Source organism: Clostridium sp. K13 (genome assembly GCF_019734195.1).
Taxonomy (GTDB): domain Bacteria; phylum Bacillota; class Clostridia; order Clostridiales; family Clostridiaceae; genus Clostridium.
This window is the reverse complement of record NZ_JAASHM010000021.1, coordinates 33,945-57,731: the sequence shown is the minus strand read 5'-3', so window position 1 is coordinate 57,731 and position 23,787 is coordinate 33,945. Positions and strand designations below refer to the sequence as shown.

The 23,787-nt window shown below is 28.5% G+C and carries 20 protein-coding genes and 1 pseudogene; 16 read left to right on the top strand and 5 right to left on the bottom strand.

Annotation, left to right across the window (positions count from 1 at the left end; all coding sequences use genetic code 11):
• The first annotated feature begins 127 nt into the window (after positions 1–127).
• From HCG76_RS12275 to HCG76_RS12255, 5 genes and pseudogenes are all read left to right on the top strand, one after another.
• A complete protein-coding gene (locus tag HCG76_RS12275) occupies positions 128–2,062 on the top strand; it encodes an FUSC family protein (protein ID WP_221701049.1) in 1,935 nt (644 codons plus the stop codon).
• Positions 2,063–2,261: 199 nt separating this feature from the next.
• A complete protein-coding gene (locus HCG76_RS12270; RefSeq protein WP_221701050.1) occupies positions 2,262–2,759 on the top strand; it encodes an NINE protein in 498 nt (165 codons plus the stop codon).
• A gap of 298 nt (positions 2,760–3,057) precedes the next feature.
• On the top strand, positions 3,058–4,032 hold the full coding sequence (locus HCG76_RS12265; RefSeq protein WP_221701051.1) for a polysaccharide deacetylase family protein: 975 nt from the start codon (positions 3,058–3,060) through the stop codon (positions 4,030–4,032).
• A 559-nt stretch (positions 4,033–4,591) separates the two neighbouring features.
• Positions 4,592–4,915, top strand: a pseudogene (locus tag HCG76_RS19550) (transposase); the annotation flags it as partial.
• A 309-nt stretch (positions 4,916–5,224) separates the two neighbouring features.
• Positions 5,225–6,193: a polysaccharide deacetylase family protein gene (locus HCG76_RS12255; RefSeq protein WP_221701587.1), complete on the top strand. Its 969-nt coding sequence runs from the start codon at positions 5,225–5,227 to the stop codon at positions 6,191–6,193.
• Positions 6,194–6,222: 29 nt separating this feature from the next.
• On the opposite strand, the gene HCG76_RS12250 is transcribed toward HCG76_RS12255, so the two are convergent.
• Positions 6,223–6,780 (bottom strand): class IV adenylate cyclase, encoded by a 558-nt coding sequence (locus HCG76_RS12250; RefSeq protein ID WP_221701586.1) that lies wholly within the window; start codon positions 6,778–6,780, stop codon positions 6,223–6,225.
• Positions 6,781–6,996: 216 nt separating this feature from the next.
• On the opposite strand from HCG76_RS12250, the gene HCG76_RS12245 reads away from it, so the two are divergent.
• The 3 genes from HCG76_RS12245 to HCG76_RS12235 are packed head-to-tail and all read left to right on the top strand — an operon-like array spanning position 6,997 to position 9,584.
• Positions 6,997–8,721, top strand: a complete 1,725-nt coding sequence (locus HCG76_RS12245) for a carboxypeptidase-like regulatory domain-containing protein (RefSeq protein WP_221701585.1) — start codon at positions 6,997–6,999, stop codon at positions 8,719–8,721.
• A complete protein-coding gene (locus HCG76_RS12240) occupies positions 8,718–9,272 on the top strand; it encodes an RNA polymerase sigma factor (RefSeq protein WP_221701584.1) in 555 nt (184 codons plus the stop codon). The genes HCG76_RS12245 and HCG76_RS12240 overlap by 4 nt, the downstream gene beginning before the upstream one ends.
• Positions 9,273–9,584: a hypothetical protein gene (locus HCG76_RS12235; RefSeq protein WP_221701583.1), complete on the top strand. Its 312-nt coding sequence runs from the start codon at positions 9,273–9,275 to the stop codon at positions 9,582–9,584.
• Positions 9,585–9,657: 73 nt separating this feature from the next.
• Here HCG76_RS12235 and HCG76_RS12230 read toward each other — a convergent pair whose 3' ends face one another.
• On the bottom strand, positions 9,658–11,019 hold the full coding sequence (locus tag HCG76_RS12230) for a dicarboxylate/amino acid:cation symporter (protein WP_221701582.1): 1,362 nt from the start codon (positions 11,017–11,019) through the stop codon (positions 9,658–9,660).
• Positions 11,020–11,363: 344 nt separating this feature from the next.
• Here HCG76_RS12230 and HCG76_RS12225 point away from each other — a divergent pair, with 344 nt between their 5' ends.
• The 4 genes from HCG76_RS12225 (at position 11,364) to HCG76_RS12210 (ending at position 15,379) form a co-directional block, all read left to right on the top strand.
• Complete coding sequence (locus HCG76_RS12225) at positions 11,364–11,549, top strand: hypothetical protein (protein ID WP_221701581.1); 186 nt, start codon at positions 11,364–11,366, stop codon at positions 11,547–11,549.
• A 290-nt stretch (positions 11,550–11,839) separates the two neighbouring features.
• On the top strand, positions 11,840–12,712 hold the full coding sequence (locus HCG76_RS12220) for a shikimate dehydrogenase (protein WP_221701580.1): 873 nt from the start codon (positions 11,840–11,842) through the stop codon (positions 12,710–12,712).
• 19 nt (positions 12,713–12,731) lie between these two features.
• Complete coding sequence (gene aroQ, locus HCG76_RS12215) at positions 12,732–13,181, top strand: type II 3-dehydroquinate dehydratase (RefSeq protein WP_221701579.1); 450 nt, start codon at positions 12,732–12,734, stop codon at positions 13,179–13,181.
• A 194-nt stretch (positions 13,182–13,375) separates the two neighbouring features.
• A complete protein-coding gene (locus tag HCG76_RS12210) occupies positions 13,376–15,379 on the top strand; it encodes an oxidoreductase (protein ID WP_221701578.1) in 2,004 nt (667 codons plus the stop codon).
• A gap of 147 nt (positions 15,380–15,526) precedes the next feature.
• Here the strand turns inward: HCG76_RS12210 and HCG76_RS12205 are convergent, their stop codons facing one another.
• Genes HCG76_RS12205 through sdaAB form a run of 3 tightly spaced genes read right to left on the bottom strand, consistent with a single transcriptional unit; the run spans position 15,527 to position 17,982 of the window.
• Positions 15,527–16,552: a PTS sugar transporter subunit IIC gene (locus HCG76_RS12205; protein WP_195986577.1), complete on the bottom strand. Its 1,026-nt coding sequence runs from the start codon at positions 16,550–16,552 to the stop codon at positions 15,527–15,529.
• A gap of 15 nt (positions 16,553–16,567) precedes the next feature.
• Positions 16,568–17,302, bottom strand: coding sequence for an L-serine ammonia-lyase, iron-sulfur-dependent, subunit alpha (locus tag HCG76_RS12200; RefSeq protein ID WP_221701577.1), 735 nt, complete (start codon positions 17,300–17,302; stop codon positions 16,568–16,570).
• A 2-nt stretch (positions 17,303–17,304) separates the two neighbouring features.
• Entirely contained in the window at positions 17,305–17,982 is a 678-nt protein-coding gene (gene sdaAB / locus HCG76_RS12195) for an L-serine ammonia-lyase, iron-sulfur-dependent subunit beta (protein ID WP_221701576.1), read from the bottom strand.
• A gap of 461 nt (positions 17,983–18,443) precedes the next feature.
• On the opposite strand from sdaAB, the gene HCG76_RS12190 reads away from it, so the two are divergent.
• The 4 genes from HCG76_RS12190 (at position 18,444) to HCG76_RS12175 (ending at position 23,512) form a co-directional block, all read left to right on the top strand.
• Positions 18,444–22,193 carry a beta-N-acetylglucosaminidase domain-containing protein gene (locus tag HCG76_RS12190; RefSeq protein ID WP_221701575.1) on the top strand — a complete coding sequence of 1,250 codons (3,750 nt, stop codon included), beginning with the start codon at positions 18,444–18,446 and terminating at the stop codon, positions 22,191–22,193.
• 195 nt (positions 22,194–22,388) lie between these two features.
• Entirely contained in the window at positions 22,389–22,757 is a 369-nt protein-coding gene (locus tag HCG76_RS12185; RefSeq protein ID WP_221701574.1) for a sulfite exporter TauE/SafE family protein, read from the top strand.
• The gene (locus tag HCG76_RS12180; RefSeq protein WP_221701573.1) at positions 22,757–23,137 is read left to right on the top strand and encodes a sulfite exporter TauE/SafE family protein; all 381 of its coding nucleotides are present in this window, start codon (positions 22,757–22,759) and stop codon (positions 23,135–23,137) included. Before HCG76_RS12185 ends, HCG76_RS12180 begins: the two co-directional genes overlap by 1 nt.
• 222 nt (positions 23,138–23,359) lie before the next feature.
• Positions 23,360–23,512, top strand: coding sequence for a zinc-ribbon domain-containing protein (locus tag HCG76_RS12175; protein ID WP_195986573.1), 153 nt, complete (start codon positions 23,360–23,362; stop codon positions 23,510–23,512).
• Positions 23,513–23,787: the final 275 nt, after the last annotated feature.

Sequence of the window (23,787 nt, the reverse complement as noted above, 5' to 3'; positions counted from 1 at the left end):
GAAATCGTTTATTATAGGGATATTAAGAAAAATTTTAATAAATATTGTTAAAATATGAAATTGATTCAATAACTAATTAGTAGTAGAATTGTTTCTTGTATATTTATTTGTAAAAGGGGAGAGTATTTTGGAGTGGCAAAAAAGAATAACTAAACAATTTGTTATATCACAGACTATTTTATATGTTTTTATAGTAGCATTTGTAATTATATTTAAAACTATTTTTGGAGATAAAAATACACTTATAGGAGTAACAAGTATAACAGCAATGTTAATGATTACAAAAGTTAATCTTACTATTTCTCCAGGAAAAAATTTGATGAAATTGTTGGTAATAAATATAGGGATGGGTATATTTGCATATCTAGCGAATCTTAATGCGTGGGGGGCTATACCTTTAAATTTTATAGCTATATTTATAATAAGTTATACATTTTATTATAATTTAAAGTTCCCGATATATTTACCATTTTCATTACAATATTTATTTTTAATAGCAACACCAATTACTTTAGCTGAATTGCCAATGAGATTAATTTCATTGCTTGCAGCGCCAATTGGAATTATGTTAATTCAATTATTAGTTAATAAAAATAAAACTACTAAGGTTGGAAACAAGTTAATAGGCAGTATTTGTGATGATATTATAAAAAAGATAAGTGACAATAGTGTTAGTAAATATGAAATAAATAAATCAATAAAAAGTAATTCTAATGAATTTAGAAAAATTATTTTTGATAATAGAAAAGATGATTTTTATATAACAGAAGAAGGAAGAATAAAATTAAATATTGTTGTAATACTAGAGAAACTTTCAAATGAAATAGATAAAATTAGTAATAATGATAGAAAAATATTAAATGATTTAGTAAAGTGCTTAAAGGAATTAAAAGAAAGTTTAGGAGATAAAGATAATTTAACTAGTATTAATGAGAATATAAGAAGTTTAATAAATAGTTATACTAAAGAAGATATTTCTGATGTATATGATTTAAGAATATTAAACACTATTAATATGTTAAATATATCTTTAGAAGAGTTAAAATCATTAGGTATAGAAAATTATAATAATATAAATGATAAAGCTGGTATACCGGACAAGTATAAAATGGTTAATGTTCATAAGAAAGAGTTTTATAGTAAGTCATTAAAGTTTTCATATTCAGTAAGGGTATCATTAGGTATAACTGTTGCAGCTTTTATTTGTGATTACTTTAAGCTTGCAGAAGGTAGATGGATTTACTTTACAGCATTATCTATAATAATTCCTATATATGAATTATCAAAACAAAAAATGAAGGATAGAATGTTCGCAACACTTGTTGGAGGAGTTATAATAGTTATACTATTTACTATATTTACAAGTACATTATCAAGGGTATTAATATTAATGATTGCAGGTTATTTAAAATCATATACAACAACTTATAGGTGTGGAACTATTTATAGTACGGTATCTGCTATAGGTTCAGCAGCAATGTTAGGTGGAGAAGTTGTTTTAACATTAGATAGAATATTATTTGTTATAGTAGGTATTATAATTGGTATAATAATCAATAGATTTGTATTACCAGTAAAAATGAAGGATGCAAATAAAGAATTAATGGATATGTATAGTGAAGTAGTATCTGAGATGTTAAGTGAGGTATATGAAGAAGCAAAAAATGAGAATGACAATACTCATGAAATTGATACATTAATACTTGTAAGTTCAATGATAGAAGAGAGGATTTCTTCAAATAACAGTGATTCAGTTACTGAGGGTGATTCTATTTACTTTGATAAAATAAGGGAATTAGTTGTAGATATTTATCAATTATATGCATTAGTAAAAAGAAGTGAAGTTAAGTATAAACACGTTGAATATATGCTTGATGATTTAAACTTATTATCACAGATAGGAAAAGAAAATATTGATAATATAATAGAAATAGTTGAAGAGCATATTGTATTAGCTAAAGGAATTAAAAATAAGATAATATTTGAAAGTATAAGAAGTGTTGTATCTCAAATAAAGGAAATAAAGAAAGTAGAAAATGTTTCTTTTAGTGAAATTGCATAATAAAAAAGTAAATAAATTAATATAAAAGTTAACAAAAAACTTAGGTAAGAATAACCTAGGTTTTTTGTTATTATTATATTAAAAACAACATTTTTTATAATAAGAAGTAATAATAATAGAAGTATATAATGAAATAGATGGATAAGCTTTTGATAAATAATGTATAATATTTACATAGTTGATTAAGGGGGAAAGGAATATGTATTGTAAAAATTGTGGAGAAAAATTAAATGAAGGTGTTAATTTTTGTTTTAACTGTGGATTTAAAGCAGGTGAAGGACAAGGGTATTGTGAAAATTGTGGGGTAAGGGTAAATGGAGCTACTTGTAGTAATTGTGGAAATGTAATAGAAAATTATAAGGAAGATTTAAAGGAAAATACTTATAATAATCAAAATTATTCTTCAAATAATAATGCAGGTTGTTCTAATAACTATAATAATCAAGGAAATAACCAAGGTTATGTAACAAGAAGGCAAAAATCAAAAGTTGCAGCAGGAATATTAGGAATTTTGGTTGGAGGACTTGGGATTCATAGATTTTACTTAGGATATGTAGGAATAGGAATTTTACAAATTGTAGTTACTATTTTAACTTGTGGTGCAGGTAGCCTTTGGGGCTTTATTGAAGGAATACTTATTTTATGTGGAACTACAATAACTACAGACGCTGATGGAGTACCTTTAACAGATAATTAATAAAGGTATATGAATAATAGAATTTTAAGTAAAGAATCTACTGAATTTATGAGAACTAATCATTTAAATAATGAATAGATAAAAACATATGAATAAGAAACCAGATTTATAAAACTTATTTTAATTAATAGATAAAGAGGAAAAGTGATGACTTTTTCTCTTTATTATGTAAAAATGAGACGAAGGATATAAATTATATCTTTAAATTTATTAAAAGAGTTTTGGATAATATTTTAATATATGTTAATATATATTAGTAATAGAAATTACGTAATTTTAAAAGTAGGGGATGTTAACAATGAAAGGAAAAAGGATTAATAGAAATAAGTATAGGGCTAGAAAAAATAGAAAAAGTGCTATTATTTTAGTAGTAACTTTTTTTATATTATGTGTAGTTGTTTTAGCTGTTAAGTTTATTCCTAAAAAGGATAAATTTAATGTACAAGTTGGTACAAATCAAGAGCAAGATAAAAATGATTTTGAAGATAAAGATGTTACAAACGATACAGAAGATAAAGTAACTAATATATTAGATAATAGTAATTACTTAGAATTGAAAGATGATCCTAATGCAGATGATGCAGCAATGGTTGCTGAAAATACTAAAGGACTTTTAAATGGGACTAAGACATATCCAGTAAGAACTGATGGTAAGAAGATTGTTTACTTAACTTTTGATGATGGACCATCAACAACAAATACTCCAGCAGTATTAGAAGTATTAGATAAATATAATGTCAAAGGAACATTTTTTGTTTTAGGAAAATCACTTGAAGGCAATGAAGAAGCACAAAATGTATTAAAAGATATTGCAAAAGGTGGACATGCTATAGCAAATCATACATATGGACATGATTATTCATACTTATATCCTAATAGAACTATGAATGTAGATAATATTGTTTCAGATATTGAAAGAAATAATAATTTAATGAAAGAAATATTAGGAAAAGATTTTACAACAAGAGTTATTAGATTCCCAGGTGGATATTGGTCATGGGAAGGACGTACACCTATGAAAGATAAAATGATAGAAAAAGGATATTGTAATATAGATTGGAATGCACTAAATAAAGATGCTGAAGGCAAGGCAAAAAATGCAGGAGAATTACTACAAAGTACTAAGGAGACTATAGAAGCTCTAGGACCAAATGCAGATAGTGTTGTTCTTTTAATGCATGATACATATGGAAAAGAAGAAACTGTAAAGGCTCTACCAGAAATAATAGAATATTTACAAGGTAGTGGATATGAATTTAAAACTATCAAATAGTGAGATATATAAATAAGGGGTTGTATCAAAATAAATTTTGATACTAGCCGATAAGAAAAGGAGGATTCGAATTTTAATCCTCCTTTTTGTGTATAATATTTTTATGAATACTAATAATTTAAAAAGCAAAAATATTATACATATTCATCAAGTAGAAGATTTATTTTATCAATTTGTTATAGAATTAGAAAAAAGGAATGAAATAGAGTTTAAAAACTTATTTGTTGATGGAACAAAAATCGAAGCGGATGCTAACAGATATACTTTTGTATGGAAGAAAACTACGGATATTCTTGAAGAAAAGCTTCAAAAAAAAGTGAAAAAAATAGTAATGGAAATATCTGATTTTTTCAATATAACTATAGAAATTTCTGATTCTAAGATCGAGGTTGAAGATGCAATATTTATAAATGAAAAATTATTAGAAATAAAAGAAAATCAAGGTGTAAATTTTGTTTATGGAAAAGGACGTAGAAAAAGCAAACTTCAGAAATATGTAGAAGCTCTTATTGATTTTATAGAAAAACAAACCAGATATGATGACTATAATAGCATTTTCAATGGTCGAAATAGTTTTTCAAAAACTGATCATGATGCAATCTTCATGCATATGAAAGAATATCATATGAAAAATGGTCAACTCAAACCTGGATATAATGTACAAAAAGGTATATTATTAAGAGTTAATAGATCTATTCAGGTCGAGGGAGCATTTGGAGTAATTAAGCAAGATTATGGTTTCAGAAGATTTTTAATGCGTGGAAATATAAAAGTTAGAATTGAAGTATTATTGATGGCATTTGCTTATAATGTTAACAAACTTCATAATAAAACTATGCAAAAACGTAACGGAAAGTTGTTACACGAAACGGATGTTGCGTAAATAAAACAAAATAGGAATATTATAGAAAGTCAGTATTGACCTTCTTTTTGTTGTATCTTTAAATAAATAAAATGGAAATATATGCACAAAAAAATATGAATAATAATAAAAAATATTAAAATAGGCCGTATCTATATTGAATTTATAAATTCAATATGATACAGCCCCTTTATTTTTTTTATTGAAATATAATTGTAATACTTTTGTAACGAATTTATATATAGATATGTTGTATAGTATTATTAGAAGAAAGAGAAGATTTATAATGAAATGAATTAGGAAAAAAGTGGTGGAGGAAAATATAAAATAATGGATCATAAGAATAAAAGATTTAATAAAAAGAAGAAAAGACAAAGAAAAAGAGTAATATTAGCAATATGTATTTTAATATTAATTGCAGTATTTGTAGGAGTTAAACTTATTCCTAAACGTGAAAATCAAAATTTACAAATAGAAAATAATGGGACAAGTGATAGTGGACAATCCAATAACACTGAAGAAACAGAAAATAAAGAGGAGGTAGAAACTCCTAAATTAGATAATAGTGGGTATACATCCTTTGAAGAGGACCCTAATGCAGATGATGCAGCTGTTGTTGCAGAAAATACTAAAGGACTTTTAAATGGAACTAAGACATATCCAGTAAGAACAGATGGTAAAAAGGTTGTTTATTTAACTTTTGATGATGGTCCATCAACAACTAATACGCCAGGTGTATTAGATGTATTAGATAAATATAATGTAAAGGCAACATTCTTTGTTATAGGAACATCAATAGCTGCTAATGATCAAGCAAAAGCATTACTAAAAGAGGAGGTTGCTAGAGGACATGCAATAGCAAATCATACATATAGTCATGATTATTCATACTTATATCCTAATAGAGTTATGAATGTAAATAATATTGTATCTGACCTTCAAAAAAATGAAAATGCAATGAAAGAGGTACTAGGAAAAGACTTTACAACAAGAGTTATTAGATTACCGGGTGGATATTGGTCATGGAATGGGCGTACAGCCATGAAAGAGGCTATGGAACAAGACGGATATTACAATGTAGACTGGAATGCATTAAATAAAGATGCAGAAGGTGCAAAGAAAAATGCAGATCAATTACTACAATGTACTAAAGAAAGTGTAGAAGCTTTAGGACCTAATGCAGATAGTGTTGTTTTATTAATGCATGACACTTATGGAAAGGAAGAAACTGTAAAAGCTCTTCCGATGATAATTGAATACTTACAAAGTCAAGGATATGAATTTAGAACAATTAAATAAAAAAATGCTCACCTTTGTGAGCATTTTTGTTATCTTCCTTTTATTTTACCTTCAATTCCTCTTTCAGCAAGAATTTCATAAATGGTTTTAGAAGTAGTATCAGCCAAAGTATAACCTATTAATTTAAGTATCTCTTCAAGTTTTTCTTCAGAAGTAGTTTCAATTTCTAAGTAAGGGAAAGGACAAAAACTTTTATCATTAATATCAATTTCGATTAAAGAATCATTAATTTTATAACTTTCTCTATATTTAGAAATAGATTCTTGTAGTACAAGTCCTAAAGATTTAAATATTCTTCTAGCCATTTCTGCATCTTCAACTATAGTTTCGTTTTCTTCCATTACTTTAAAAGTACCTTGACTTAGCATTTTTTTTGTAGTCATAAATACAGTTTCTTTGCCAGTAAGTCTATCTATAGTAGTTCTAACTCTAGCATAACCTTTATCAGCCAAAAGTCTTCCATCCTCAAAGTCATATATTTCATTAACTTGATCTTCAGATTTAACTTTAACAGCACCTAAAGATTCCATTTTACTTCTAATATCTTCAACATCAATATCCATTACTCTTGTTTCTAATTCTTTCATAAATGTAACTCCCTTCGGTTATTAAATAATAGATATATTATACAATAAAATAAAATTAATATCATTTTGATATTAGCTAATAAGTAAGATTAAGATTGAAGAATTTAGGTAGAAACTCCTAACGGAGTTTTTTTAATAAATATTTTTATATTTGTGAAACCTTTTTAAAAAATATAAGTCTAAGATTATATAAGAGGAAAAGGGGGACACATATCAATGAAGGTAATAAGAATAAAAATAAAAACAATTATATTATCAATATTTATTTTATTTTTTACTATTCCATATATATTTTACTTTATAGGGGTTATAGGTTTTGAGATTGGTAGTAATAGTGAAAGCAATGTAAAGACATATACTTCAGGGTTTTTAAAGCTATATGAGTACTATCCAACATTTAAATTTGATATGGGTAGAACATACTATATGATTGGTATGAGTAATTATGATTATGTTAGGGAAGTACTTTATTATTATTCAAATGGAACTACTCTTACTTCAATTAAAAGTGGGAATATGGAACAAGCTTTAATTGCAAAGAGTTATTTTGAAAAGGGAGTAGAATTAGGCGAAGATGATAATTACTATGTTAAAAACTTAAATGCTTTAATAAACCTAGAAATGGTTTTAGGAAATTCTGATAAAGCATTTGATTTAATAATAGAAGCTAAAAAGAATAAAAGTGAAGTTATTAATCAAGTAGCTTTAGTAAATGAAATTATATATTATGCAAAGCAAGGGGAGTATGATAAAGCTTTAAATTTATGTGATGAAAATGAAGAATATCTACCAGTATTAAAGGGATATAAAAATTCTATTAATTATATTAAAGGTGATATTGATAAAATTGAAACAGAAGGTAATTTAGTAAATACGCAAGATATTGAGAAATATAATGAAAAATTAAGAGAAGAGGCTGAAAAAAATAAGCTAATAGTTTCAGCTAATATTTTAAAGGATATAGATTTTATTAGACCTATAGAATGGTATGAAAAAGGAGTAAGTACAGAAAACATTAATTTTGGAGAAATAAGTGGAAAAGTAACAGTTAAGGGAAAAGCAATAGCTAATACAGCTGTTATTTTACATGAACAATGGGGTGGGATTGGTATTAACCCTGAAAATGGTAGATTAGATTTTAATGGATCTAACTATAAATATAATCAAACTGTTTATACAGATGAGAATGGAGAATTTACTTTTAATAAGGTTTTTCCAAATGTAGATTATGGAATAATTTTATCTATACCATCAGTTTATGGAGATAAGGTTTCAAGGCAAGAAAATGTTACGCCTATATCTTTAAATGAAGGTGAAAAAGTTAATATTGATATTACTTTAAATGATGAAGTTAAAGTTAATGATATAAGAGTTGATAATGAAGCTGATGAAATAGTTATTAATTGTAAAGAATATCCTAATGCTTATTCTTATGGAGTAGATATTGGTATTGATTGTTATGTAATATATCTTAAGGAGATAACAAGTGATAATGAAATAAGGATTCCATTAACTAAAGGTTCACTTCAAAGTTTTTCAATTATGACTCAAACAGAAGATGAAGATGGAAGTTTTAAAATGAGTTCAGAATATTATTTGGGAGCTATAGATACTGAAAAAATATATATAAGTGTTAATGCTTATGATGAAAATGGAATAATATTATCAAAATCTACTAAGCCAATAGAAGTTAAACTGAAAAAGAAGAAGTTAAATGAAGGTGAAAAGCTGATATTAGATTATAAAATAGATGAAGGATATAATTGGTTATATGAAAAGTTGAAAAATGATCCTATGAACAAAGAATATATTTACCCATTAATGAGAATTGCTTATGAAAGAGGAAATATTGAGTTTGGTGATGAATTAATAAATAGATTAGAAGAAATTAACAAAACGGGTTTTGATAAAAAATTGAGAGAGTGGTATTTAAGAGAATGATGATAGATAACCTAAGGGGGAAAGAGTTATTAAATAGAATAAATGATGATAGCCAAGCTGTAATAGAAGAAATTATAGAAGTTTATGGTGATAAGATATTGAAGCTATGTTTTGTACAACTAGGCAATATAGAAGAGGCAGAAGATGCAACTCAAGAAGTATTTCTTAAAGTATTTAAAAATATAAGAAGATACAAAGGAGATTCTTCAATATATACTTGGATTTATAAAATATCGATAAATACTTGCTTTGATATATTAAAGAAGAAAAATAAATTAAAATTAGATGATATATCTTTATATATAGACTTTATTAATGATAATAAGGATACAGAAGAGATTATATTAAAAAGCTTAACAGCTAAAAATATAAGATTAGCTTTAATGAAAATTCCTGAAAAATATAGAGTATTGCTATATATGTTTTACTTTGAAGAAATGAAAATAACAGAAATTGCAATTATACTTGGAGAAAAAGAAAATACTATAAAGACTAGACTTAAGCGAGGTAAAATAGCGTTAAAAAGGATTATTGAAAAGGAGGGAATTTAATTGGATAATAAAGATTTTGATTCATTATTTGATGATGAAGTAAGAAGCAAAATAAAGAATAGTTTTGATGATATAAAATTAACTTCAGAATTAAAAGAGAAAATAAATACAGAAGCTTTAATAAATAAAGACTTTAAGAAGAGAGTTTATGATTTTTTAAATTATGAAATAGAAATTCCAATTGGAAGGATTGGTGTTATAGCTGCAATATTATCCATTATTCCAACAGCCTTTACATTACATGAAGGAAATAAGATAATGGACAATAATATAGAATATAATCAAGGAAATATAAGTGAAAACAATATATAGATAGGGTATTATTAGTGCAATTTAAAAAATATTAAAAGGAGTATCTAAGATAGTAGTAGATACTCCTTTTAATTTAATTATTATATATATTTTTATCTAAAGATCCTTCAGAGTTAGCAACAACAACTGCCGTTGCAGAATCTCCAATTACATTTAAACATGTAATAAGCATGTCTATAGGTCTATTTATAGCAATAATTAATGAATAAGCTATAAGTGTAGCTTCATTATTAAATCCCATTCCTGTTAATACTGTGAAAAGTATTATTGATGATGAACCAGGTGCAGATGGTGTTCCTATAGAAGCTATCAGTGCTAAAACTGCTATTAATATTACATTTTGAATAGTTAATGAATAGCCAGAGCTTGCAGCAATAAAGATAGCTGCTATTACTTGCATTATTGCAGTACCATTCATATTAATAGTCATTCCTAAAGGAAGCACAAAAGAGGCAATATCTTTATCAACTCCAAGCTCTTCAACTGTTGTTTTTTCATTTAATGATAATGCAGCAGAAGAGGCTGCAGCTGAAAAACCTAAAAGAGCAACTTTAGCAATTTTTTTCATAAATATAAAGGGATTTAATTTAGTTAATAAATAAACAAATAGTGGATAAGCAATTATTAAAAATATTACTGATGCAAGTGCAACTGTAAGCATATATGCCAAAGCTGGCTTTAAACGATCTAAACCGTATACTGCAAAAGTTCTAGTAACTAATACGAAAACAGCAATAGGACTAAATTTAGTTATAATAAAGCCTAAAAATACACTAATTATATTATTTATATCAATAAGTAAATTCTTTAAAACTAATATTTTTTCACCGAGGGCATTAATACATAAACCAATAACTACAGCTAAAAATACTATAGATAATACCATTGAATTATTTGTCATAACATTAGCTATGTTATTAGGAACTGCATTAAGTATTACAATTAAGGGATTATTTCCACTAGCTGTAGTTACAGATGTAGCAACATTACTAGAAATATTAATGTTAAAGAAACCAAGCTTGTAAGCAGTAAAACCAAAGAGACATGCAGTTGCTAATGCAAATACAGATGTAGTTAAAAATCCTAATAGTGTTTTTGATGATATTCTCCCAAGTTTTTTAGTATCACTAATATGACACATAGCAAGGGCAATTGATGAAAATACCATTGGAATTATTATTAATTGAAGACAGTTAATAAATAGCTGACCTAATATGTAAAAGATACCTAGAGAATTTCTTCCTTCATCAGCAGTTATATCTTGAAATAAAATATTATTAATAGCATTCCATATAGAGGTTTTATCATTAGCAATTAATGTTTCTCTTAATAATATGAAAGCAGAACCAATAATTAGAGCAAGTACAAGAGATATTCCCATTCTTACAGCAAGCTCAGTAGATTTGTTTTTTCCTTTTGTAAAATTAAACTTCATAAAATTATCTCCCAATAATTAATATTAAAATTCTGATAATATTTAGCCTATGTAAAGGTTATAAATTAACAGATTGAAAATTAAGTGTTGAATATTTTATTAATGGAATATAACTATTTAACGCTACGATAAATAATATATTAGATAAAATGATATGTCAATAATTTAACTAATGGATGTAATAGGAAATAGAATAATAAACATATAAGTTTAAATTAATGTAAATAACAAATTATAGATTTAAACTATAAAAATAATAGAAAATATCTATAAAAAGAATTACTAATTAGATATAAAAGTGATAAAATATATATAATAATTTAAATTATAAGGGGGCATATAAAATGAAATTCAACAAATTAAATATGGGGCAATATAATATGATGAAAGTCAAGGAAACATTTAAATGTAGTGTGTGTAATGGAGAAACTAATTATTTAGACTTCTGGAATGGAAATAAGTTTTGTTCTATAGAATGTCAAGATAAGTACTATAAATGGGTAAAGAAAAATGAAGAGTCAATAGCATAAGAAATTTATATGATGAATTTAGATAAATCAAATCTATAATTCATCATTATTTTTATATATTTAATGTTTAATTATAAATAAGTAATATGTAATTCTTAATAATACATAGGTTATATCTATAGATAATGTGGTTAAAATCAATTGGAATAGTATAGAATACTAGAATATAATAAAAGTGAATTAAGTGTTAAATATTTAACGTTCATTATATTTATTCAAAAATACTAAGACGATTAAGTTGATTAGAGTAGCTTATAGTAAGAAGCTATTGATATAAAGGAGAGAATACAATGGAAAAACGTATTTCAGGTTATACTACATTAATAGGATTATTAGCAACACCAATTAAACATACAAGCTCACCAAAGATGCATAATGAAGCATTTCAATACTTAGGTTTAGATTATGCTTACCTTGCATTTGAAGTTGGAAATGATGGATTAGAAGATGCAGTAAAAGGCTTAAAAGCAATGCAAGCTAGAGGGTGCAATGTTTCAATGCCAAATAAAACTGTTATTCATAAATACTTAGATAAATTAACTCCAGCTGCAGAACTTGCAGGAGCTGTAAATACAGTAATAAATGATGATGGTGTTTTAACTGGACACATAACTGATGGTGTTGGTTATATGAGATCATTAAGCGATGCTGGATTCGATGTTATTGGTAAGAAGATGACTATAGTTGGAGCTGGGGGAGCAGCTACAGCAATTTGTATCCAAGCAGCTTTAGATGGAGTAGCTGAACTTTCAATATTCAATCAAGATGATGAATTTTTTGCAAGAGCAGAAGAAACAGTTAAGAAAATAAATGAAAAAACTAACTGTAAAGCTAAATTATTTAGATTAGAAGATAAAGAAGCTTTAAGAGCAGAAATTGCTGACTCTGCAATATTCACAAATGGTACTGGAATGGGTATGAAGCCATACGTTGGTCAAACTTACATAGAAAAAGATATGTTAAGACCAGATCTTATAGTAAGTGACGTTGTATATCAACCAGCAAAAACTAGATTATTAGAATTAGCTGAAGAAGTTGGATGTCCAACAATCAATGGATTAGGAATGATGTTATTCCAAGGTGCAGAAGCGTTCAAATGTTGGACTGGAGAAGAAATGCCGATAGAACACATGAAAGAATTCTTATTTGGTAGCAATAAGTAAAATTTAGGAGGAATTTATTATGAAATTTATGGTGATAAATGGACCAAACATAAATATGATAGGTGTTAGAGAAAAAGGAATATACGGATCAAAGAGCTTTACTGAAATCTGTGATTATATAAAAGAAGAAGGGGAAAAAAGAGGACACGAAGTTACACTTCTTCAAAGTAACTGTGAAGGAACTATGATAGATTTCTTACAAAGAGCATATTTTGAAAAGTTTGATGGTGTTGTTATTAACCCAGGTGCATACACTCACTACAGCATAGCTTTACATGATGCAATTAAGGGAAATACTGGAATTCCAACAGTTGAAGTTCATATTTCAAATGTACATGCTAGAGAAGAATTTAGAAAAGAATCAAAGACTGCTCCTGCTTGTATAGGACAAATGTGTGGATTCGGTGAAAAAGGTTATGTTTTAGCAATGGAAGCTTTAGAAGACTATATAACTAAAAATAACAAATAATTGTACTTTTAAATGAAAGAGGCTGTTGCAGAGATGCACAGCCTTTCACTTTTAATTTATATAGATAATATCTATAAATAATGATATAAATATTCATTAGATTTATAGCTTTTCAACGGGTATACTTAAGTAAGAGATCGTATGAAAACAAAAGTTAAAACTTTATCAATATATATTTGTAGGGAGAATGTAGGATGAATAAGTACCAAAACATATTTACACCATTAACAATTAAAAATATGACTATTAGAAATAGAGTTGCTATGCCTCCAATGGGAACAAACTATGGTGGAGCAATGGGTGATTTCACTGAAGAACATGTTCAATATTATGAAAAGAGAGCTAAAGGTGGAACAGGATTAATCATAGTAGAAAATGCTTGTGTTGATTTTCCTGTAGGTTCAAATGGAACAACTCAAATTAGATTAGACCATGATAGATATATGCCAAATTTATTTAGATTAACTGAAAGATTACATAGACATGGTGCTTGTGTTGCTATTCAAATAAATCATTCTGGAGCATCAGCTGTGCCAGGAAGAATAGAAGGACATACTCCAGTATCTTCTTCAAATGTACCTTCAAAAGCAGGAGGAGCTATTCCAAGACCACTTACAGTAGAAGAAATATATGCAATTGCAGATAAGTATGCAGATGCTGCAAGAAGAGCTCAAATGGCTGGGTTTGATGCTGTTGAGATTCATGGGGGACATTCTTATTTATTATGTCAATTCTTATCACCATTATATAATAAAAGAACGGATGAATTTGGTGGAAGCTTAGAAAATAGAGTAAGATTCCCTAAGTTAGTATTAGAAAAGGTTAGAGCTGCAGTAGGACCAATGTTCCCAATAAGCTTTAGATTTAGTGCTGATGAATTTATGGAGGGTGGAAATACATTAGAAGATACATTAGAAATGATGGAATATCTTGTTGATGAAATAGATATATTAAATGTATCTGCAGCAGTTAATGATACGCTTCAATATCAAATAGATGCTAACTACTTAAAAGATGGTTGGAGATCATACATGGCTAAAGCTTTTAAAGAAAAGTTTAATAAGCCAGTTATAACTTCAGGAAACATAAGAAATCCAGAAGTTGCTGAAAAGATATTAGCAGAAGGACATGCTGATTTATTAGCAATGGGACGTGGCCTTATAGCTGATCCAGAATGGGTTAATAAAGTAAGAAGCGGAAGAGAAGATGAGTTAAGAAAATGTATATCTTGTAACATTGGATGTGCTGGTCACAGAATAGGAATAAATAGACCTGTAAGATGTACAATAAATCCAGAAGTTATTTTAGGGGAAGAAGCTCATACATCAATGAAAGTAAATAAGCCAGTTAACGTTGTTGTTATTGGTGGAGGTACTGCAGGGCTTGAAGCTGCTTGTACAGCTGCTGAAGTTGGATGTACAACATTCTTATTTGAAGCTAAGCCTTACTTAGGTGGATTAGCTAGAGAGATAGCTAAATTACCAGCTAAGGATAGAATTAATGATTTCCCAGATTACTTAATTAATAGAGCTAAGAAGTTAAGAAATCTTTATATATTTACAAATACTACTGCTACAATGGAAGCAATAGAAAACTTAAAGCCAGATGTAGTTGTTAATGCTACAGGATCTACTCCATTATTACCTCCAATAGCTGGATTACATGATAGAGTTGATAAGGAAGATTCAAAAGTACTATCAATATTTGGATTAATAAATAATATTGAAAAGTTTAATGAAATGGACTTAGAAGGGAAGAAAATAGGAGTTATAGGTGGAGGAGCTGTTGGACTAGATGTAGTTGAATACTTCGCTCACAAGGGTTCTCATGTTACTATAGTTGAAAGAATGCCAGCTGTAGGTAATGGAATGGATATAATAACTAAGCTTGATTTCATGACTATGCTTAAGAAGAAGGAAGTAGATGTAAGAGTTGAAACTTCATTATTAGAAATTAAGGATAGTAGCTTCATAGTTAATAAAGATGGAGTAGATGAAGAAATCAACTTTGATTATGGATTTGTATGTTTAGGAATGAGAGCATACTCTCCATTAATGGCTGAATTACAAGAAAACTTTGTTGGAACTAATGTTGAAGTTGTTAACATAGGGGATAGTGTAAGAGCTAGAAGAATTATTGAAGGTGTTGAAGAAGGAAGACATATAACTGATACACTTAAGAAAATTGGAGCTCTATAAAAAATTATATTATATAGATAAAAAAACGTACCATAAGTAGTGGTACGTTTTTTATATAAGGATAAAATTTATAAATTAAATTATTAGCAACACAGATTGTAATTAAGGGATTTATTCACAATGAATTGTAATTTGTGTTATATATATTTAAGCTGCTTGTGGATTTCTAATCTCATCAGCAGTAAGAATTTTTTTATTCTTAAAGATGAAGTATCCGATATATCCACTGATAACACTTACTAAAATACAACCAGCAGCAGCTATTAATACCTTTATAGCTGGATTATAGGCAAACATAACTGCAAAGCCTGCAATTGGAGTGGCAGTACCAGGGGTCATATTTACTAATCCCATAAGAGAGACTATTATGCCACTTAATGCACCACCTATAAAGTTTGTTACGTAAACCGGAATAGGATTAGCACTAATTATATCTGCTTGAGTTAGAGGTTCTATTGCAACTGCAATAGTATCTTTTTTAGAACCAAATTTCATTTTTCCAAAGAATACATAGTTCATAAATGAAGAACCAAACACTGCTAGGGCACCTATAGCCATTGGGACTCCTGTTAATCCAAGCATAGCAGTAAGAGCCATTGAGCTAAGTGGAGCTGTAGCAACTACTGTTAATATTCCACCAAGAATAATTCCCATAATTATAGGACTTGAATTAGCAGATGAAAGTAATACATCACCTATTTTTAATAATGTACTATTAACAATTGGTGTCATACCTGATGCTATTAAACGAGAAAGTGGAGCTGCAATAATTATAATAGCAATAAGGTCTAAACCAGCAGGTACTTTCTTTTCTAAGAATTTAATAACATAAGATATAAGGTATCCAGCAATAAAACCAGGTAAAATACCAAATCCTGAACATGCAAGTCCAACTAATACTGCATAAACTGGAGAAACACCAAGAGCTAGGGGCACAAGTATTGCTGCAGCAACCCCACCTAAGCTACCATTAGCAGCACCAACACTTTGTAAAAATCCAATATTTAATACTCCTCCAAAGAATGCATCATGGAATGCTTCAACTAAGAAGCTCGCACAAGCGGCATTAGCTAGTGCCCCCATAGCTTTCATTCCATTTGGAGCTTTATAACTGAATAAAGTAAATAATCCAAGAACTATAAGTAAAAGAATCGTTCCAAATATAATATTCATATCTTAATCCCCCTATTAATTATTAGTTTTTCCAAATACTTTCTCTTTAAGTTTTAAACCAGTTTCAGTAATGGCAACACCACCTAAAGCAGTTTCTCTTAATTCAGCAGGCATTCCTAGTCCAACTTTATACATTGCTGAAAGGGCATCATCAAAAGGAATCTTTGAATTTACACCAGCCATTACTAAATCAGCTGTACAAAGGGCGTTTATTGCACCGGATACATTTCTTTTTGCACAAGGTATTTCAACTAAACCAGCAACAGGGTCACATACAAGACCTAATACATTTTTGAAAATAATAGCGGCAGCATCTAAACTCATTTCTGGAGTTCCACCCATAAGTTCAACAACAGCACCTGATGCCATTGCTGCAGGTAATATACCGCATGAACCAGCAGTTGGACACGCTACAATTTTACCCATAGAACCGTTAACTTCAGAGGATGACATAGCCATAGCCATTGCAGTAACAATACCACTACCCATTAGGGATTTACCAGAATTGCTATATTGTTGTAGACGATAAGCATCTCCGCCAATAAGTCCACTAAGAGAATACACCTTTTTCTCTCTACCTAAAGTAGCACTTTCTTTCATTGCATTTAGTGTATTTTTCATTTGTAAAAATAATTCTTCTCGTGAAACACCTTTAGCTTCAACTTCCTTACGAATAGCATATTCGCTTAATGATATTTGTTCTTTTTGACATATATTAATAAGTTCTTTACCTGATTTTGCAATATTCATAGTTAAAATCCTCTTAAAGAATTAATTACAATAACACGGTTTACTCCATTTATTGATTTTATTTCATTTATAATTTCATCTGAAATATTAGTGTCAACTTCTAAGGTCATAGTAGCATCTTTACCTTTTTGATTTCTACTAAGTGACATGAAAGCAATATTTATTTTATTTTCATAGAAAAGGGTAGATATTTTAGAAACAGTACCAGGAACATCATCATGGCAAGTAATAATAGTAGGATATTCACCAGTTATTTTAACTTTTTTTCCATTAATCTCATGAATTTCAACCAATCCACCACCAATAGAAGAGCCTAGTACTTCCCATTCAATATCATCAATATCTTTAATTAAAAATTTAACTGTATTAGGATGAACTTGTCCCAAATCAGCTGGAAGAAATCTAATGATTATTCCTTTTTCATTTGCAATTGAAATAGAATCTTTAAGGTTAGGATCATCAGGAAGAAATCCTAATATTCCTGCAACAAGAGCACGATCGGTTCCATGCCCCTTATATGTTTCCCTAAAGGATCCATGAAGAAGAAAACTTACTTCTTTAATAGGTTTATTAACAATTGTTCCTGCTATTTTTCCAAGTCTAGCAGCTCCAGCTGTATGAGATGATGATGGACCAATCATAATTGGACCTAAAACGTCGAATATTCCGATATTAGCCATAATATCACCCTTTCTTTATATTACATAAATATATTTAACTTTTTAGTTTATACAAATTACAACTATAATATACAATATTCGACAAAGTATGTAAAGGGTTTCTGAAAGAAAATTCTAAATTGTCTTAAAATTTTAATTTTTTTAACGATATATTAAAATTCTGCTATGATTAATACAAGAGTGGCAATATAGTAATTTATAAAATCGGAGTTATAGTAAAAATTTTAGAAATTATGGAGAAATTCTAGGAATTATGTATGAAAATGTTTACCAAAAAGAAAGCCTATGGTAAAGTGTAGTTAATATAATTAATAAATTAACAGGCGTGTAACTACAAATAAGTAGGCATTAGCTAGAGGAATAGATTTTTTCTATATCCTTTAGCTTTTTTTTTTATAAAAAAAGCTAAATTTATAGAAAAAACTATATTGAAAGTATTTTATAGAGTGGAGAGATGAGATATGTCAAGAGCAAAATTTGCAAGGAAATTGGGTATGTGCTTAGTAGCAATGTTAGCTGTAAATTCTATGGCATCAATAAGTGTACAAGCATCTAATGAAATAACAAGAGAAGTGGTAAGCACTTTATCTAATAATAATTTAACAATTAATCCATTACCACAAAGCATGGAAATTTTACAAAATGAAGTAGAATTAACAGAAACAATTAATATAATTGGAGGAAGTGAAGCAGATAAGTATGCTGTTGAATTATTAAAAAATATTTTATCTAGCATGAATATAACTGTTAATGAAACATTAGTTGAAGGTGCTACAACTATATATATAGGTGAAGTTAATGATAATATAACTGAATTGGAAGAAGCTCTTAATGAAACTGGAGTAGATGCATCTACGATTACTAAAGAAGAAGGGTATGTTTTAGTAACTAGGGATAATGAAGAGGGCGATAAAATAATTATTAGAGGTAATGATGAATCAGGGACTTTTTATGGAGTTCAAACATTAAAGCAAATTATAGAAAATGATAACAATAAAATTATAGAAGAAGTTACTATAAAGGATGAACCAAGTGTAAAATTAAGAGCTGTAGTAGAAGGGTTTTATGGAACACCTTGGACTCAAGAAGAAAGGCTAGATCAACTAAGAATGTATGGTGAAAATAAGATGAATGCATATATATATGCACCTAAATCTGATCCATATCATAGAAAACTTTGGAGAGAACCTTATCCAGCATCAGAACTTGATAGAATGCAAGAATTAATACATACTGCAGATGAAAATAAGGTGGACTTTGTATTTGCTATTTCTCCAGGTTTAGATATTAAGTTTGAAGGTGAAAATGGAGAAAATGCAGCAGAGGCAGAAGCAGATTTCCAAGCTTTAATTAATAAAGCTCAAACATTATATGATATGGGTGTTAGAAGATTTGCCATACTTTGGGATGATATAGAAAATAATGAGGGAGCTAAGCAAGCTGAAATATTAAATAGATTTAATGAAGAGTTTGTTAAGACAAGAGAAGGGGTTAAAACATTAATAACAGTTCCTAAAGAGTACTGGGCTAGCTCTATGTTTGAAATGAATAGTACAAATATAAAGCAATATACACAAGATTTTGCTAACACTTTAGCTGAAGATATAGAAGTTATGTGGACAGGAAATGATGTTATTCCTCCAGGAGGAGTATCTATGGATGATGCTAATAAGGTAACTGATATATATGGTAAGAAAATGATGTTATGGTGGAACTATCCTGTTAATGATTATAAAGAGGATAAATTAGCATTAGGACCAATATATGATTTAGACACAAATTTAGATGATGAAATATCAGGATTTATTGTCAATCCAATGAGATTTGCTGAAGCATCTAAAATATCAACTATAACAGGGGCTGACTATGCATGGAATACTAAGAATTATGACTATAATAGATCTTGGGATACAGCATTAGAAATAGTAGGTGGGGAAGCTAAAGATTCATTAAAAGAATTTGCAAATCATACTACAAGATTAGATACAGGAAGACCAGATTCACCAGAGTTAAATTCTCTTATAACTTCAATGTGGGAAAAGTGGAATAAAGGAGAAGATGTAAGTAGTGAGTTAAATGAATTAACTTCTGAATTTGAAAAAATGAAATCTACTCCAGATACTTTAAGAAATACATTAAGAAATGAAAAGTTATTAGAACAAATTGAAGGTCATTTAGAAAAATTCGAAATGTATGCTAATACAGGATTAATGACAGTTGAAATGTTGAAAGATATAAAATCAGATAATATGATTGGATTCTGGAGCAATAAATATAAGGGAACAAAAGCATTGCTAGAATTAGATAGTAAGAAGGAATTAATAGCTAATTTAGTTGTAGATCCATTTATAAGGGAAGCTCATGAAGTTGGAAATAAATATTTTGATAATAAAACAACAGTATTAAAAGATAAAGAGTATAATTACACATCTATTGGAAATATAGAGCATAATGAATATGAACAATGGTACATGCCTAAAGGGACACATGGACCTGATAAGATGTTTGATAAGTTACTAGATAATGGTTTTTGGTCAAAGGATAATATTAAATCTAATCAATATATAGGATTTGACTTAGGTACAGTAGAAAAATTAAATAATGTGTATTTATTAATGGGTAAGACTGGATATGATACAGAAATACTTTTAGATGGAACATTAGAATACTCTGTGGATGGTACTAATTGGACAGAGTTAACAGCTAATCCGAGTAATAGAGAAGTATTAGTTGAGTGTGATATTGAAGCAAGATATGTTAGATATAGAGCTACTAAGGATATTGATAATAAATTATTTGTTAGGGATTTTAAAGTAAATGTAAATAAAAGTAGTGAAAAGGCATTAGGAAAGGTTGATTCATCAAAGGTAAATATACTAAAGGGAACAGATGGAGATGAAGAATTTGTATCATTAGATAATATCGGAGAAGTATCTTTAAAAGAAGGAGAAACTATAGGAATTGCCTTAAATGATATAAAAAGAGTAGTTGCATTAAATACTATAGGAGTTTTAAATACAGAAGACTTTGTAATAGAAACTTCGTTAGATAATAGAAGTTGGAATTGGCAAGAAGTAAAAAGCGGTGCATCATTTAGAGAAGTAAAACCTGTTACAGGTAAGTACTTTAGAATAAGGGCATTAAAGGATACAAAGGTTAACTTGGAATCTATAAAAATCCATACAGAGGGTATGCCAGAGATAACAATGACAACTAATAGACCAATAAATCCTGACAGACCACACAGACAAGCTATCTATGGAGATGATTATGATACAGGGACACAACTTGTAACAACTCCATTTATTCAAGAGGGAGATTACATTCAAATAGACTTAGGAAAGACAATGAATGTTAGAGATATAAGATTATTACAAGGTCATGATGAAGACTTTATAAATAATGGAGTACTTGAATATTCTGTAGATGGTGAAAATTGGACTCAAATAGATGTTGATTTTGGACCTAATGATATTGTAATTAAGGATTTAGATATTGAAGCTAGATATTTAAAAGCAACATCAACAAAATATAGAGATCGTTGGATAAAGGTAAGAGAATTTACTGTAAATAATTTAACTGAAGAATATTTAGTAACTACAACAGCTAAGGGAACTTATATTGATAGAGCAGAAAATACAAGAGATAATAATTTAAATTCGGCATATATACCAAGTAGAGATATTGTTGCAGGAGATGAATTAGTTTATAAAATTTTAGATAATAAATTATCATCTAAAATAACAGTAGTTCAAGGGATTGATAATATCTCAGGAGCTAAGGTTACAGCACAAAAATCATCAGGAGAATGGATAGAACTAGGAAATTTAACTGAAGGTTATAATGAATTTGTTTTAGATGAAGCAACTAATATTGTAACAGTAAAACTTCAATGGTCAGAAAATGTTGGAAAACCAGAAATATTTGAAATTAAGCCTACTTTTGTTGGTGTAGCAACAGATGAAGGTGAAGAAACACCAGAAGTACCGGAGCAACCAGAAAATCCTGGAGAAGGTGAAAAACCAGAAGCTCCAGAGGAAGATAAAAAACCAGAAGTTCCATCAAAACCAAGCAAACCATCTCAGGATACAGAAAAACCAAATGGAAAGTTACCAAATACAGGAGCACCTATAGGTGCAGGGGTAGTTGCTGCAATTGGAGGAGCATTAGCTATCTTAGGAACATCAATATTAAAAAAAAATAAAAAATAGATAAAAAACTAAAAAGCATTACTAGAAATTTAAGTTTCTAGTAATGCTTTTGTATTTTAAAGATTAATATTATCTCTTTTACAAATTATTTAAATAGAATCATTAAAAAGTATTTTAAAAATATCGTTAATTCATAGATTTACTTTTAATTAAAACAATATGAATTGGTTAAAATACGATTAGGTGGTGAATTAGATGGAAAATAAAAAAAGAAGTTTTAGTATAAAAAATTCTTTAATTGGCTTATTTACAGGATTTATAAATGGGACTTTTGGTTCGGGTGGAGGTACTCTTTTAGTACCAATTCTAAATGATATTATTAAGGTAGAAGAACATAAGTCACATGCTACAGCATTAGCTATAATTGTATTTTTAACTGCAGCAAGTTCGACTATTTATATATTTAAAGGAACTTATGACTTTCAGTTAACATGGAGAGTTACAATAGGAAGTATAGTAGGTGGAATTATTGGAGCTAAATTATTATCTAAAGTTACAGGAAGGTTTTTAAGAATAATTTTTGGAATAATAATGATAATAGCTGCTTTTAGGATGGTGTTTTAATGATATATACAATAATAGGTTTTTTTGCAGGAATAATTGGTGGAATGGGAATGGGTGGAGGAACAATTCTTATCCCAGCTTTAATTATGTTTGTAAATATTGATCCTAAAATTGCTCAAAGTATTAATTTACTTTCATCTATACCAATGGCTATTTTTGCGCTTATAATTCATATTAAAAATAAAAATGTTGTACTTAAGTTAGTAATACCAATAGCTTTATTTGGAGTATTAGGATCTATTGTAGGTGCTTTTTTAGCAAATTATTTATCTTCTGAATGGTTAAAAAAGGCCTTTGGTATTTTTTTGTTTTTAGTTGGATGCTTTGAAATTAAAAAAGGACTTTCTCAAAAATCAGTTAAAAAGTGTACAAAACAATGATGTAAATCTAAAAATATTTACCATCTATATGGAAAATATTGTGTTTATTTTAAATATTTAAAAAAAATAATTAAAAAAGGTTGCAATTAAATATATATTATGGTATTATAAAGGAGTAACAAGTTTGCTAACAAATAAAAAAGTTTCATTTAGGTAGATAGTTTCTCGAAAATTAGAGATTATTATATCAATTTAGAATCTTTAATTTTAGGAGGAATATTTATGACAGATAAGACATTAACATGTAGAGATTGCGGAAGCGAATTCGTATTCACAGTAGGAGAACAAGAATTCTACAAAGAAAAAGGATTCGATAACGAACCTACAAGATGTTTAGCTTGCAGAAGAGCTAAAAAAGAACAAAATAGAAGATAATTTTAGATTGTTATAGGTTGTAGTTTAAACTACAACCTTTTTTGTTGTGCGCCCAGCATGGGTAACAACTTGACGGTGAAAGTCCGTTGTGGGCTTGGTAGTGGGAACCACTAGCTAATGACAAGGGTGTCCATCGTGAGGTGGAATCTGAAGGAAGTCGGAGGCAAAATCTCGGTCTGAGGGACACGAACTACATATAAGGCTTACTAAGGTCGGACGAGTTTGCAACACAAAACAAAGTCCAACACTACCCGAAACTTTAGGAGTAAATGTAG